The sequence below is a fragment of the Streptomyces sp. NPDC001415 genome (genome assembly GCF_053597395.1).
The window spans coordinates 1-13,086 of the sequence record NZ_JBSFIE010000012.1 but is presented as its reverse complement, the minus strand read 5'-3'; the positions used below and the strand labels follow the sequence as shown (position 1 = coordinate 13,086).

The window sequence follows — 13,086 nt, the reverse complement described above, 5'->3', positions numbered from 1 at the left end:
GAGTCCCAAACCGGCGCGGAGCCCCGTTCATCCGTGAGCGTGACAAGTGTGGTCACCGCACCAGGCCCGTTCTCGGTAGGGGCCGCAATAGCGGCACTCCACTCCATTCCATTCGCCTCATCCGGACGACTCGCACCGTTGCGCCGTACCCCACGCTTGGCATCATCAGGACATGCCCAACTACGTGCCCTCTCCTGACGAAGTGGCCGCCGCGCAGACTCCCAACGGCGGCTGGTCGAAGAAGCAACTCGCCGAGTGGGGCATACCCTGGCCCCCGCCCAAGGACTGGCGCGCCTATTTGAAGGCGAAGTGGGAGGGCAAGGATGTCGACCCGCTGCCCCGCGACGAGCCCGACCAGGACGCCTTGTTCTAAGAGCCTGTGTCTGAACCCCGCCCGGGCCTGCGGCGTCTGGCACGCACGCTCGCCGCGTTGGCCGAAAGCCCTGGTAGCTCCGCTACAAGGACTTCCAGCCGCCTTGCGATCGCACGCACCAGACGCCGCAGTCTGATCCGGACGGAGTTCAGACACAGGCTCTAAGCACCCACCCGCACACGACACGCGAGGCCCCCAGGCAGGGTGCCGGGGGCCTCGCGCGCTACGGGCCTGCAGGGTCGACTACCAACGGGCGCGGACACCTACCTGGGCGCTGCGGGCGGTCACGGCACCGCCGATGGTGCCGACGGCGGTCGCGGCCTCCGGGTCGTGTGCCAGAGCCAGGACGACCACGGCGACGACCGAGATCAGTCCCGTCAGGCGTCAGCCAACCGAGGAGTGAGCCACTGGATGGCTTCCTTCATGGTTCGGGGAGGGCTCCGCCGCAGTCCAAGACGGTCCCAGGCGGGGCGCGTTCCTGACCGCCGGGATCAACCGACTGAACCCCCACCCATCCAGGTCGAACTGCTGGCCCGTCAGGCCAACCTGGAGACCAGGCGGGCCGCACTGCTGAGGCACTTGTCGGCATCGAACCGGACCGCGAGAACGAGCATCGGGCCTGCGCCTGTACGTGCAGCAGCTTAAGACCTCTGCGGTGACGCTTGCTCAGGAGCCGGAACAGGGAAGCGAGCACCGTGCGGTCCTGCTGGGTGAAGACGGCTTTGGGGCTGCTGCGCTGCAGGACGGCCAGCTGATGCCGGAGCACCGGTATCTCCACATCCTTGGCCGAAGAAGACCGCGCCGGCAGCCGCAGCCAGCCGAGCAGGAGGCAGCCGAATAGGGCCTCAAGAACGAGGCGTTCATCGCCGGGTACCGGGTGCCGAATGCGATGGGCCTGGACGCGTTGTGGCGCATCGAACGTGACCGGTCCCGGGAGGAAAGCGGCTCACCCTGGTCGGCCGAGGTCGACGTCTGCTCCTTCACCAGCGGCTTCGACCGGGCGGAACGGGCCTGGAAGAACTGGCTCGACTCGTTCGCCGGGAAGCGGGTGGACGGCGGGTCGGCTATCCGAAGTTCAAGGACATGCGGATGCCAGTACTGACCACCGGGGGCGTCGGAAGCCAACGCGCAGAGCGAACCACATGCTGACCGGAGCCCGCCGGCGCTGCGATGAGTTCCCCTTGGACCGGGCGTCAGCATCACACCGACAGTGGTGAGGCTGCCGGATCGGCCACATCTCCATCAGGAGCTGTCCCCGTTCCGCTCGCGAACTCTGCCGGCAGCAGTTGTGTTTCCGCAGGCCAGTGCTGACACGAAGCGTGTACCCACCATGAGACGAAGAACCTGTTGGTGTCGAACTCGCCGAAGAAAGACGGACACCTCGCAGCGCGGAATATACGGCCGTCAGGTGCGCGGGATGAGGTGCCGGTCGACCATGTCGGTGTGAACCTGTTCGAGGTGGGAGATCTCGGTCCGGGCCGGGTTGACGCCGATGGAGGTGGGGACGATGACACCCGCGAGGGGGTCGTCGTCGCGTGGCTGGTGGAGGGTCAGGACGTCGCCGAAACCGGGGGCGGCCTGGTCGCGGGCGGTGAGCGGGGGCAGGTTCCAGCGCTGCTCGACCGTCTTGAGCAGCGAGGTATGGTCCAGCGGCACGCCGTCCTCGGGAACGCGGAAAACGGTGCCGGCTTGGATGAGCGGGGAGACGAGCACTGTGGGCACCCGCACCCCGAATCGGGTGAAGTCGAAGCCGAACTCCCCGACCGCGTCATCGGGCGGCGTCGCGCCGGAGGGCGGAGCCACGTGGTCGTAACAGCCGCCGTGCTCGTCGTAGGTGATGACCAGCAGGGTCTTTGCCCACCCCGGTCCGCCGCGCAGCGCCTGGTAGACGTCGTGGATGAGCTGTTCGCCCAGTGCGACGTCGTAGTTGGGGTGCTGACTGTTGCCCGTGGAGGACCAGGCGGGCTCCAGGAACGTGAACCCGGGTAGGGAACTGGCGGCGGCGTTCTTGAAGTCGATGAATTTGCCGAAGTGCCGCTCGTCGGCGTGCGAGATGTCGGGGAAGTTGCCTCGGGTCAGTGGTTGTGCGTGGTAGCCGAAGACGGCCCAGTCGATCTTGTTGTCGTCGAGGCGGCCGAAGATACTGGGGCAGGTGAAGGTGTGCGTGTTGTCGTCCATGTGGCCTTGGCTGGTGCCGGCACACGCGAAGGCCCGGTTGGGCAGGGTTTCCGTCGGCACCGAGCTGTACCAGTGGTCGCACACCGCGTATCCGCGGGCCAGACCGGACAGTACCGGCAGGGCTTCCGGGGTGAAGCAGCCCATGATGTCTTTCGCGGTGGTGCCCGGGTAGACGTGTTGGCCGTGCTGGATGCGCTGCGGCAGGGTCGCGGCGAAGTCCGTGACGAAACCTTCGTTGGTCGCGACGGGGGTCGGGGTGGCGGGAGTCGGTGTGCCGAACAGCTGGTTGTTGGTGGGCCGGTAGCCCTCCCCGGGGTTGGCGCCGGGCATGAAGTACGCGCCGGGCCTTGTCGGGTCGATCCGGAAGACGGCCGCTTTGCCGCCGTTCCCGTCCGGATTGGACTCCTGCCCGGTCAGCCCTTCGAAGGGCTGACCGGACGGAGAGCGGTTGCCCTGGTCGGTGTAGAGGAACCCCAGCATGTGGTCGAAGGAGCGGTTCTCCAGCATGAGGACCACGAAGTGATCGATCTGGTCCAGCAACGTGGTGCTTGACAGCATCTGTCGCCTCCCGGCAGGTGCGGACGCTGGATGAAGGCCGCCGCCGAAGCGGCAGCCTCCACCAGGCGCAACGATGGCCCTGCCTGCCACCGTAGAACAGGATGGTCGTTCATCGCTTGGCTGCGTCGCCCCAGAAGGTTGGGAAATTGCGGACGGATCTTCGCCGCCGGCTCTCACGGCGGCTGCTCCGGATGGAGCGGCCCCGCCGTCCCGGCCGGCACGGATGGGGGAACATGCCTCGGCCGGCTGCCGCGGCCCCACGAGAGCCCGCGTGCGACGCCATCATCGCCCGGCACCCCGGCCTGAAGCTGCTTGTCGCGGGGCGGAGTGAGCCAGCAGCCATCGACACCGCACCGTCGACATGCTGGACCTCCGTCTCACATCGATACTGCGAATGTGTTCTTGCGCGAGAGCCGGACCGCCCACCGGGCAGTTCGAGAGAGGATGTTTCGATGTCAAGTCCTGTAGCGCGCCGGGTCGCCCGCTTCGGCTGGGTGCCCGATCTGCCCGATGCCCGTGACCACATGTACGCGGCGCCTCGTCTCGCGCTGGTGACGCCGCCGCCCAGGACGGATCTGCGTGACAAGCTTCCCCCTGTCTACGACCAGGGGCGCATCGGCAGTTGTAGCGCCAACGCCATCGCCGGCGCCTTTCAGTTCGAGCTGATGCGGCAGAGCCTTCCCGATTTCATCCCGTCCCGCCTGTTCATCTACTACAACGAGCGGGCGATGGAAGGCCATGTGGGCGCGGACTCCGGTGCGCAGCTCCGTGACGGGGTCAAGAGCGTGGCAAAGCTGGGGGTGTGCCCGGAGACGGAGTGGCCCTATGACGACACCCCGGCCGTCACTGACGGTGGGCCGTTCCCGAAAGACGCCCCGGCCGGCAAGAAACCCCCGGCATCCTGTTACACGGACGCCTTGAAATCGACCGCGACCGCCTACCAGCGCATCATTCAGAACCTTGAGCAGCTCAAGGGCTGCCTTGCCGCCGGATTCCCCTTCGTCTTCGGATTCACCGTCTATTCCAGCTTCGAGAGCCCCGAAGTCGCCAAGACCGGTGACGCTCAACTGCCCAGCGCCGACGACCAGTTGGTCGGAGGACACGCCGTGCTGGCCGCGGGGTACGACGACAGTACGCAGCGTTTCCTGGTGCGCAACTCCTGGGGCCCCGATTGGGGGCAGGGCGGCTACTTCACTCTCCCGTACGCGTACGTGACCGAGCCGGGCCTCGCCAGAGACTTCTGGACCATTCGCCTGGTCACCTGAGGGGCAACGCCCGTCCCCTCAGTCGGCCGACCAGCGGCTTCAGCCGCTGCCCGGTCTCAGTTCCTCACAGGTCCGGCAGGGACGTCTATGCGCTTCCCTCGCATGAGGCGGGCCATCTCCTGGCTGATCGGGCCTTCGACCGGCTGGAACGTGGCCAGGAGGAATTGCGGACCTGCTCCGGGGGGGGACTTCGTCTGGCTCGGGGAGCCGGACCAGTGGATACGGCAACGGCAACAGCCCCGTCCCCGGCATTGGACCTGCCGGGGACGGGGCCGTTTCGCAGCCACGCTCGTATCCACCAGTAGCCACCGGTATCCAGATGGGCGGCAACGCGTGGAGTCTGTCCTGGCTTTAGAAGGAGCTGTTGTTGCAGCCCATGCTTGAGCCGATGTGGGTGTTCTGGGCGCCGGGGTTGCCTTCGCCGTTGAGCGCGTTGCCCAGGAGGCCGTTGAGGATGCCGACCTGGCCGAGGACGTCGACGTTCAGGTCGTGCGACTTGCAGTTGCTGCTCTGCCCGATCTTGAAGTGGTCGCCGCCCCTCCCGCCGTCGTCTGCCTGGGCCGTGCCGGCGGCCAGCATTCCGAGGGTGCCGAGGGCAGCGGCCAGGACGGCCGCCTTACGAAGCTTCATGTCATCTCCAATGGAGTGCAGTGGATGCGATCCGTGGCAGATCGATCCCTTAGAGTCATGAAAAGTTAGTATTAAATGACCCAAAATCGAGCGATGGCGCGCCGGGAGCCGTGATCTTGTTGTGGAACCACCCTGACGTCGTAACGCGTACGGGCGGGCCCTTCGGTACGGCGGCTGGTGCTGTGCCACCCCCTCGCGGGGTTGGGGGTGTCCGGGAACGCGTGTTCTGTCACGGGCATGATGGCCGGCCACCCGCCCCGGACTCCGCCTCCTCGGCGGTCTTGAAACCGGGAGGTCCCGCACTACACCGAGGCACTCGAAGCTCACGGGATCTGGCACGGACTAGCACGCTCCGTGCCGCACTCGATCAGGCCGTCGCCTCGCAGCACACCCCACAAGCCACAGGCTCGCCTTCACTGGCTGACGAGCTGTCCAAGCTCGCAGCTTTGCGAGATCAGGGCATCCTGAGCGACACGGAACTCGAACAGCAAAAGGCACGGCTGTTCGGTCAATAGGGCAATCGCATAAGGCCCGGCTGCATGTCAGGAGAGTAGCTGAGCCTCGGCTGCTGTCCTCTCACTCACATGCTTTCCAACTGTGGTGGGGTGTGCGCAGGGGAAATCTACGACGACGACCGAGACCGCATCCGCCAGGGGCGTCCCGGCGGGCTCGGGCATCACGGGATCGTCCGCGAGCGCGACCAGGGCGACTGTGGAGTACCGGCGGACGGCCGCCGGCCTGCGGCGGAAGCGGCGGATCCACCCTCGAACGGTGTCTTCTGCCAGCCCCAAGTGGGCGGCGACCTGCCGGTGTCTCATGCTCAGGACCGCTGTCTCCAGCCCGGCTCCGATCGCCCTTCTCCTTCGCCCTGCCGGCTGCCCGAACCAGGAGTGGCTCCCATGTGCTCCTGGGCCGGCCGGGGGAGGGGATGCGGGGATCCGGCGGAGGGGAGCCGCCGCGTCCCCGCGCTCTCGATCGCCGCCCGTAGCGCTGTCGGGCAGCGGCGGCGGCCGTCTCGCACCGTGCGCCGTCCGGCTTCGAGGTGCTGGGCACCTGCCGGTCGGCGTAGGGCGTTCTCCTGGACCGTCAAGACCCAAGTCTCTCTGGTGTCCTAACTCCGGGGTCAGGGCCCCTCGCTGCTTGCCCCGGGCTGTCACCTCAGCGGATGTGTACCCACTTCCATTCGCGGGGCCGACGGGGTGATGCATGGGCGAGCCGACGTTACTTTCCGTAGTTGATCATCATGATCATACGATGCACTCCTCGACGGGTTCGGGACTCCAACAGGTGTGGCCGGGCAAGGGCATGCAGGTCCATCGACTCGGGCACGGAACGAAGGCTCCACCATGACCAGGATTCCCCGGCGCCCCGGCCTCAATGAGCGGGCTCAGCGCCACCTGGTGACCGCGCTCACGTCCTCGGCTCTCCCAGCAGCCGCCCTCCTGGCCTCTCCTGGCAGCGTTCAGGCCGCACGCGGCACGCCATCGCTCCAGCTGACACCGCCCGGGCCCGAACGGCCCCAGATCGAAGAAGGCAGGACAGTGCAGACGAACACCACACCCCACACCCCGGCACAGATGGTGTGGGTCCCAAGCCATGGCGCTGGCCATCGCGGTGCTCGCCGGTCTCACGGTCACCTCCTCCGCCCTGGCCGCGCCGTCACGCGCAGTCGAAGTACCGCCCACACCCGCCGCCCGCATCGACGAGGGCAACGGCCAAGCGAAGGGCGCCAGGGGCATCCACGCTTCGGCCACGTCGCAGGGGGTGTGCCACACGTACAGCTGCACCGCGGTCGGAGAGAACCCCACGAAGCTGGTTCAGACACAGGCTTTCAAGGTCCACCCCCTCACCGGCAAGGCCACAGATACCAGGATCTCGTAGGCGGCCTCCATCGACTTGACCACCCCCGAACCGGTCCTCACCGGCGCACGGTTGGACCCGGGCAATGGCTCCTGGGGCTGGGCGGCCCACCCCAAGGACGGCCTGCTGTACATCCCGAACGGCTCCGCCCTCAACCGTGTGGACGACTTCAACCGCACGAGCAAGCCGCAGTATCTGGCCAAGAACCGGTTTCAGGGCCTGTACGACCACTCGGCGTTCTTCGACGAGATCGGCAACTTCTACATCGTCAACCCGCAGGGCAAGGTCTACCAGCGGGACCTGACGGCCTCCACCGTCCGGGCTCCGATCACCGGCGACCAGGTCCCCGAAGCGAAGACTCTCATCAGCGTCATTACGGATGCGGGCAACGGCGAGGTCATCGACGCCGCGGATTGCGTGGTCACCACGAGGACTTCGGCGATGCCCCGGACCCGTACCACTGCACCTCCGACAGCGCCGGGCCCTCCTGCGATGTGGACGACGACTTCCACCTCGGCAAGAGCAGGACCATCGAATCCGACGCCCATCGCCCCATCGGCGTCGACGGCAAGCCCGCCTTCTGCAACGGCCTTGGCGACCGGGGCTAGCGTTCACCGCACTGCCCGTCATCGACGCCCGATCCGCCGGTACGAGGGCGCCGTGAACGCACCGCTGCCCACCGGCGAGTAAGAAGACGGGCGAGGCCGAGGACTACCCGGCCAAGGCCGAACGCGCTCAGGCCGGCCTGGACCTGACGAAGACCTCCTCCTGAACCTCCCTGACCGGCGGCCTGCTCCTCTCGCGGGCGGCCCGGTCCGGATCACGACCGCCGGTGTCCCCGGACAGCGGCCGTACCCACCCACTCCACGGCGTCGAGGGCACCGCCGGGCCTCCCGACACGCGCCCGAACAGCCGTGGCACGACCGAGGAAGAACAGAAACCCACATGACGACGACCAAGAGACGGTGGCACCCGCTGCCGGTCACGGTGGTAGCCGCGCTCGCCTGCGCAGTGCTGTGGTGCGCCGCACCCGCCGTCCTCGCCGGGACCGCAGGCCTCCCCTCTCCCACCAAGCACGGCGCCGACCTGTCCATGACGGCCACGACAGCACTCAACGGCCTGCGCGCGCAGTGGCCCGTCCCCCCGGGCGGCACCGTCACCTACACCCTCAAGGCCACGAACATCGGCCCGTCCGTCGCCAAGAATGCCAAGGTCACCGACACCCTCCCCACCGGGATGAGCTTCGTCTCCGCCACGGACGGCTGCACCGCGGCAGGCCAGAAGGTCACCTGCGGCCCGGTGGGCCAACTGGCCGTCGGAGCAGGCAAGACATGGACACTCCAGGCCCGCATCGCCTCCAGCTACACCGGGGACGGTAAGGACCTCAAGAACAACGCGGTCATCTCCTCTGACACGGACGACCCCCGGACCACGAACAACACCGCCTCCGCCGCGCTGCCCGGCGACGGCACCGTAGGCAAGGCCACCGCCGACCTCACCACGAAGTTGGTGGCGGTGGGCACGGGGAAGGTCGCGCCGGGTGAGGAGTTCGAGTACACCGTCACGACGCAGAACGCCGGGCCCTCGGACGCCATGAAGGTCGTCGCCACCGTCACCCTGCCCGCACCCCTCACCTTCGTCTCGTCGAAGGACGGATGCACCGCGACGGGCCGGACCGTCACCTGCACCACCGACACCGTCAAGAACGGCGCCGCCAAGGCCTGGGCGTTCAAGGTCAAGCTCGACCCGGCCTACACCGGCGACGGCAAGGACCTGAAGAGCACCGCCTCCTCCAGCTCCGGGACCCAAGACCCCAACCCCGGCAACAACCAATCCACACCCGCCGACCCGCCCGGCGGCGGCGCCGCCGGACCCAAGGCCGACCTGGAGGTGACCAAGACCTCCTCGAACTCTTCCTGAACACCTCCGACCAGCGGGTCCAGCGCCCGGGCACTGGACCCGCCCGGGCCTCGTCCCCCGCGCATCACGAGTCGCGGTCCCAGGCAACGCGGCCCGCAGCGCGGCGAATCCCCTACGGCGGATCGTAGACGGCCTTCAGCAGTGTGAAGCCGTCACTGCCGACAACGACCGCGTACGTAGTACGGGCGGCGTCGCCAACCGGCAGCCGGAAGGCATCCACCCGCCGTTCGTAGCGTTCGTACCAGGAGTCGGCCGCGAGCGCGGTCAGCAGGTGCGGTTGACGTTGATGGTGGGAAGGACGAGGTGGTCTGTGTCCCGCTATGTGTCTTCCTCTCGTCGTGCCGTCACCAGGTAGGCGGTGCCCAGCCAGCGGCGGGCTCCTCTGCTTACGGTCCTTTCGGGGTGGTCGCGCCACTTCTGGCTCCGGCGGCGGATTGGCCGGTCCAGCGGCGGGATCAGAGGTGTCACGTCGTAGTGGACTGCGTCCTGCGGTGTCAGTCGGGTCGCGCGCATCATCCGGCGGAGTCGGGCCAGTGGGATCGCTCGGATGCCGGACACGGCCGCGGCGTGCCGAGGCACGCCGAACAGCCCTTCGATGCGGCCGAGCACACGCACCAGCGGCCAGTAGACGAACCATTCGACCAGGCGATACGGGCTGAGCGGGTTGAGCATCGTCACCACGACCAGGCCGCCCGGCCGTACGACGCGTGCGATCTCGCACAGCCCGTCAGCGGCGTCGGTGTACTCCAGGACGCCCATCGCAACGACGACGTCGAAGTGCCTGTCGGGAAAGGGCATCTCCTCGACGCGCGCCACGCGGAACTCGATGTCGTCGTCGGAGCCCTTCGCCCGAGCGGTGGCGGCCTCGATCATTGCCGGTGACCGGTCAATTCCGGTGATCTGGAAATCTCCGGGCCGGATGTCGAGAAGGCGTCGCACCAGCATGCCGGGCCCGCAACCCACGTCCAGCAGACGACCATGCGGGGCGCCACGAAGCGCCTCGTCGACCACGTGCAGCCGGGAACAGAAGTACCGTGCCGCCGGCCGTCGACCCTCATAGGACGCGGCATAACGAGTCGCGTCGTCAGGGGTCAGATACTGCGCGGCCACGGCAGCGTCGCGTGCTGCACCTTCGCCACCACGATGCGCCCGTGCCGTCTTGGAAGACGCCATCACTACTCCCAGGGCTGATGCAAAGTCCGGTCGGGGGTGTTGCAGACCTGGTCAGGGCCCGTGACGGATGCAATGCGGCTCCAGCCAGGACGGCGGCGCGGAGTCACGGGACATGGCCCCCCCATCGTAGGGAGATGGCTGTTAACCCCCGGAGAGGAAAATAAGTCGGTTTCCGGGAGAGGCCTCGTCACCATGTTCGGGGTCCTGCGGCCGGTCGGTGCACCGAACCGGGGGACGATGCGTTGGCTGATGGGCGGGCGGCCATTCCTGGAGTGCTGGTCAAGAATGCCGGGGAGAGCATTGCGTGCTCTCCCAGGCCGCGGAAGCGGGCAGGCGGTCCCGGCGCGCTGCGTGCCCCGCTCCCTCGCTATGCGCCGCCTTCTTCCTTGTCTTCTGCGTCTTCTGCGCGGTGCGCCTCACGGCCGGCCAGCGCATCGCCCGGTACACAGCTACGGCGTCTCTCGGGAGGTCCATCCTCAGGGTGCCCGCTCCGAGGGATCAGCTTCAGCGGGGTGTGTCACCAGCGCACGCGGACCAGCTGCTTCCCCAGGTTGTGGCCCCGGAAGAGCCCGGCGAGGGCGGCGGGGGCCTGGGTGAGGTCCTTCGCGACGGACTCCTCCAGGACGATGTCACCGTTCGCGGACCAGGTGGCGAGCGCGCTGAATGCCTCGGGGAAACGGTCGACGTGGTCGAGGAAGACGAAGCCCTCCATGCGGGCTCGACGCAGGCCGAGTTGGAGGTAGTTGCGGGGGCCGGTCGCGGGCCTCTCGCCCCGGTAGCCGGAGGCGACGCCGCCGCAGACCACGATGCGGGCGTGCAGGGCCAGGCGGTCCAGGACCGCCTCCAGGAGATCTCCGCCTACGTTGTCGAAGTACACGTCGATGCCATTGGGGGCGAGGCGGGCCAGTTCGGCCGGGACGTCGTCGCTGGTGTGATCGATGCACGCGTCCAGGCCGGCGGTCTCGACCGCCCAGCGGCACTTGCGTTCGCCTCCCGCGATGCCGATGACGCGTGCTTCGCGGGCCTTCGCGATCTGGGCGGCGATCGCACCTGTGGCGCCCGCGGCCGCCGAGACGACGACGGTTTCGGCGGGTTCGGGGCGGCCCACGTCGGTCATGCCGAAGTAGGCGGTCAGGCCGGTGGCGCCGAACAGGCCGAGCATGCTGCGGGGTTCGACGCCGGGTGGTACGGGGTGGATCCCGTACAGGCCGTCCGACGTGCCGATGGCGTAGTCCTGCCAGCCGAGTTCGCCGTACACGTGCGTGCCGACGGGGAGTGCGGGGGTGTTCGAGGCAACCACCTCGCCGACGCCGCCGCCCCGCATCACTTCCCCCAGCCCGACCGGCGCACGGTAGTTGGGACTGTCGTTCAGCCAGCCCCGCTGAGTAGGGTCGATGCTCAGCCAGTCGACGCGGACGAGGGCCTGGCCGGGCCCTGGTTCGGGTGCCTGCGTGGTGCGCAGCTCGAAGCAGTCGGGACGGGACGGGTCGAGGTCGCCCTGGGGGCGGCGGGCCAGCACCCACTGGCGATTCGTGCGGGGCATGGGTCAGAGCCCTTCCGTGAGCTGGTGAAGCAGAGTGGCGAAGGCCTTGCGGTCCGCGCGGCTGAGCGCCCGGCCGAACAGTGCCGATGCCTTGTCGGTGGCGACGGCCGTAGCGTCCTCGGCCTGTGCGGCCCCCGCGTCGGTCAGGGTGACCAGGGCGCGCCGGGCGTCGCGCGGGTCGGGGCAGCGGTCGACGTAACCCTGCTTCTCCAGTGGTGCGAGCAGCCGGGCCACACCGGACGGTGTGATGCCGAGCAGGTCGACGAGGTCGAGCCGGCGCAGCCGCTGCTCGGGGGCCAGCGCGAGGTGGTGCAGGACGGCGAACTCCCGGAAGGAGAGCCCCTGTACATCGAGCCGCCGCCGCAGTCCCGCCGCGGCGCGGGAAAGCTTCAGGGCGAGGGCGAGGTCATCTGCCTTCTGCGACCGGTTCATGGGGTCCTTCACATGCTGAGATCACGTTGATAGTTCGATGAGTACTCAACGATAACCGCGCGGCTCGGTGTGCGGCAAACCGCCCCGACCGGCCCATGTCGCGACTGCTTGGCCTCAAGTTGGTTGATGTTTCAGGATCGAAAGATGACGACCTCACAGAACGACTCGGCATGTCTGTTCCGCGTGCTGCGTGGATCACAGGCGGCCGCCCCGACGCTGTCCACAACCATCCACGTCAGCTCCGTGACCAGTGGCGTGGATACGGGGAGCAGGCGGGCGGAGGTCGCGAGGGGATGGCCGATGGTCGTCATGGTGGGCCTTTCGCAAGTGCGGTGTTCGATCGATGCGTACGCGTCGAGCCGTGCACGCCCTACGAGAAAGGGGCACGGGCCGCCGGTGGAGGGGTGATGCGAGGCGCCGGCGGCCCGTGGGGCTGGGAACTCAATCCGTCAGCCGCCTCCGCAGGGGCAGCTGCCGGTGCACTTGTAGACGTCGGTGCAGCCGGAAGTGCCGACCATCGTGGGTCCCTTGAGCAGTTCGGAGTCTTCGAACCGGGTCTCCAGATCCGCGATCAGCACGTCGAAGTCGTCGAGTACGAGGCGCTCTTCGGAGTTGCCGTCGTTTTCCATGGGTTTCACCTCCTCTCCGGTGAGGCGCGTAGGTGGGGCGGCCGTCGGCGATGGATGGAGCCGGGGAGGCACCGGCGGCCGCCGTCCGTGTGTTCTGTGGTGCCTGGGTCAGCCCGGCCCGCAGGGGCAACTTCCGGTGCAGGTCGCGCCCTTGGTGCAACCTTCCGTGCTGGCCATCGTGGGCGCGGTGAGCAGCTCGGAGTCCTCGAACCGGGTTTCCAGCTGCTCGATGAGCCTGTCGACGTCATCGACTACGGAGTGCTCATCGGCCAGACGGTCGATGTCCATGGCCTTCACCTCCTCTCCGGTGGGGTGCGCAGGGCAGGGTCAGCCAGACCCGCAGGGGCAACTTCCCGTACAGCTCGCGACCTTGGTGCAGCCTTCCGTACCGACTGCGAAGCTCATCGTCAGGAGCTGGGAATCCTCGAACTCGCTCTCCAGCTGCTCGATGAGCGCGTCCACGTCGTGGGGGGGGTTTCCCCCGAACAACAAACGCACGATATACCTTTTGTTTTAAAACACTAC

The 13,086-nt window shown here is 67.9% G+C and carries 12 protein-coding genes; 5 read left to right on the top strand and 7 right to left on the bottom strand.

Annotated features, from left to right (window positions below; all coding sequences use genetic code 11):
* Positions 1–172: 172 nt before the first annotated feature.
* Positions 173–373, top strand: coding sequence for a hypothetical protein (locus tag ACWC2B_RS18145; RefSeq protein ID WP_450717619.1), 201 nt, complete (start codon positions 173–175; stop codon positions 371–373).
* A gap of 1,404 nt (positions 374–1,777) precedes the next feature.
* Here the strand turns inward: ACWC2B_RS18145 and ACWC2B_RS18140 are convergent.
* Positions 1,778–3,109, bottom strand: a complete 1,332-nt coding sequence (locus ACWC2B_RS18140) for an alkaline phosphatase family protein (RefSeq protein ID WP_450717617.1) — start codon at positions 3,107–3,109, stop codon at positions 1,778–1,780.
* Between the two features lie 452 nt (positions 3,110–3,561).
* Between ACWC2B_RS18140 and ACWC2B_RS18135 the strand changes: the two genes are divergently transcribed.
* On the top strand, positions 3,562–4,374 hold the full coding sequence (locus tag ACWC2B_RS18135) for a C1 family peptidase (protein WP_450717615.1): 813 nt from the start codon (positions 3,562–3,564) through the stop codon (positions 4,372–4,374).
* Between the two features lie 351 nt (positions 4,375–4,725).
* On the opposite strand, the gene ACWC2B_RS18130 is transcribed toward ACWC2B_RS18135, so the two are convergent.
* Complete coding sequence (locus ACWC2B_RS18130; protein WP_450717613.1) at positions 4,726–5,004, bottom strand: hypothetical protein; 279 nt, start codon at positions 5,002–5,004, stop codon at positions 4,726–4,728.
* Between the two features lie 1,596 nt (positions 5,005–6,600).
* Between ACWC2B_RS18130 and ACWC2B_RS18125 the strand changes: the two genes are divergently transcribed.
* From ACWC2B_RS18125 to ACWC2B_RS18115, 3 genes are all read left to right on the top strand, one after another.
* Entirely contained in the window at positions 6,601–6,885 is a 285-nt protein-coding gene (locus ACWC2B_RS18125; RefSeq protein ID WP_450717611.1) for a hypothetical protein, read from the top strand.
* Between the two features lie 15 nt (positions 6,886–6,900).
* Entirely contained in the window at positions 6,901–7,554 is a 654-nt protein-coding gene (locus ACWC2B_RS18120; RefSeq protein WP_450717609.1) for a hypothetical protein, read from the top strand.
* A 255-nt stretch (positions 7,555–7,809) separates the two neighbouring features.
* A complete protein-coding gene (locus ACWC2B_RS18115) occupies positions 7,810–8,784 on the top strand; it encodes a hypothetical protein (protein WP_450717607.1) in 975 nt (324 codons plus the stop codon).
* 318 nt (positions 8,785–9,102) lie between these two features.
* On the opposite strand, the gene ACWC2B_RS18110 is transcribed toward ACWC2B_RS18115, so the two are convergent.
* The 5 genes from ACWC2B_RS18110 to ACWC2B_RS18090 form a co-directional block, all read right to left on the bottom strand.
* Complete coding sequence (locus ACWC2B_RS18110; RefSeq protein ID WP_450717605.1) at positions 9,103–9,957, bottom strand: class I SAM-dependent methyltransferase; 855 nt, start codon at positions 9,955–9,957, stop codon at positions 9,103–9,105.
* A 517-nt stretch (positions 9,958–10,474) separates the two neighbouring features.
* Entirely contained in the window at positions 10,475–11,500 is a 1,026-nt protein-coding gene (locus tag ACWC2B_RS18105) for an NADP-dependent oxidoreductase (protein WP_450717603.1), read from the bottom strand.
* 3 nt (positions 11,501–11,503) lie between these two features.
* Positions 11,504–11,932 (bottom strand): MarR family winged helix-turn-helix transcriptional regulator, encoded by a 429-nt coding sequence (locus ACWC2B_RS18100; RefSeq protein WP_450717601.1) that lies wholly within the window; start codon positions 11,930–11,932, stop codon positions 11,504–11,506.
* A 449-nt stretch (positions 11,933–12,381) separates the two neighbouring features.
* Positions 12,382–12,561, bottom strand: coding sequence for a hypothetical protein (locus ACWC2B_RS18095; protein ID WP_450717599.1), 180 nt, complete (start codon positions 12,559–12,561; stop codon positions 12,382–12,384).
* A gap of 108 nt (positions 12,562–12,669) precedes the next feature.
* Positions 12,670–12,849 carry a hypothetical protein gene (locus ACWC2B_RS18090; protein ID WP_450717597.1) on the bottom strand — a complete coding sequence of 60 codons (180 nt, stop codon included), beginning with the start codon at positions 12,847–12,849 and terminating at the stop codon, positions 12,670–12,672.
* Between the last annotated feature and the right edge of the window lie 237 nt (positions 12,850–13,086).

Coding starts and splice junctions, on each gene's coding strand:
- ACWC2B_RS18135 (WP_450717615.1), top strand. CDS start 3,562: ATGTCAAGTCCTGTAGCGCGCCGGGTCGCCCGCTTCGGCTGGGTGCCC.
- ACWC2B_RS18130 (WP_450717613.1), bottom strand. CDS start 5,004: ATGAAGCTTCGTAAGGCGGCCGTCCTGGCCGCTGCCCTCGGCACCCTC.
- ACWC2B_RS18115 (WP_450717607.1), top strand. CDS start 7,810: ATGACGACGACCAAGAGACGGTGGCACCCGCTGCCGGTCACGGTGGTA.
- ACWC2B_RS18145 (WP_450717619.1), top strand. CDS start 173: ATGCCCAACTACGTGCCCTCTCCTGACGAAGTGGCCGCCGCGCAGACT.
- ACWC2B_RS18095 (WP_450717599.1), bottom strand. CDS start 12,561: ATGGAAAACGACGGCAACTCCGAAGAGCGCCTCGTACTCGACGACTTC.
- ACWC2B_RS18125 (WP_450717611.1), top strand. CDS start 6,601: ATGGCGCTGGCCATCGCGGTGCTCGCCGGTCTCACGGTCACCTCCTCC.
- ACWC2B_RS18105 (WP_450717603.1), bottom strand. CDS start 11,500: ATGCCCCGCACGAATCGCCAGTGGGTGCTGGCCCGCCGCCCCCAGGGC.
- ACWC2B_RS18090 (WP_450717597.1), bottom strand. CDS start 12,849: ATGGACATCGACCGTCTGGCCGATGAGCACTCCGTAGTCGATGACGTC.
- ACWC2B_RS18110 (WP_450717605.1), bottom strand. CDS start 9,957: ATGGCGTCTTCCAAGACGGCACGGGCGCATCGTGGTGGCGAAGGTGCA.
- ACWC2B_RS18140 (WP_450717617.1), bottom strand. CDS start 3,109: ATGCTGTCAAGCACCACGTTGCTGGACCAGATCGATCACTTCGTGGTC.
- ACWC2B_RS18100 (WP_450717601.1), bottom strand. CDS start 11,932: ATGAACCGGTCGCAGAAGGCAGATGACCTCGCCCTCGCCCTGAAGCTT.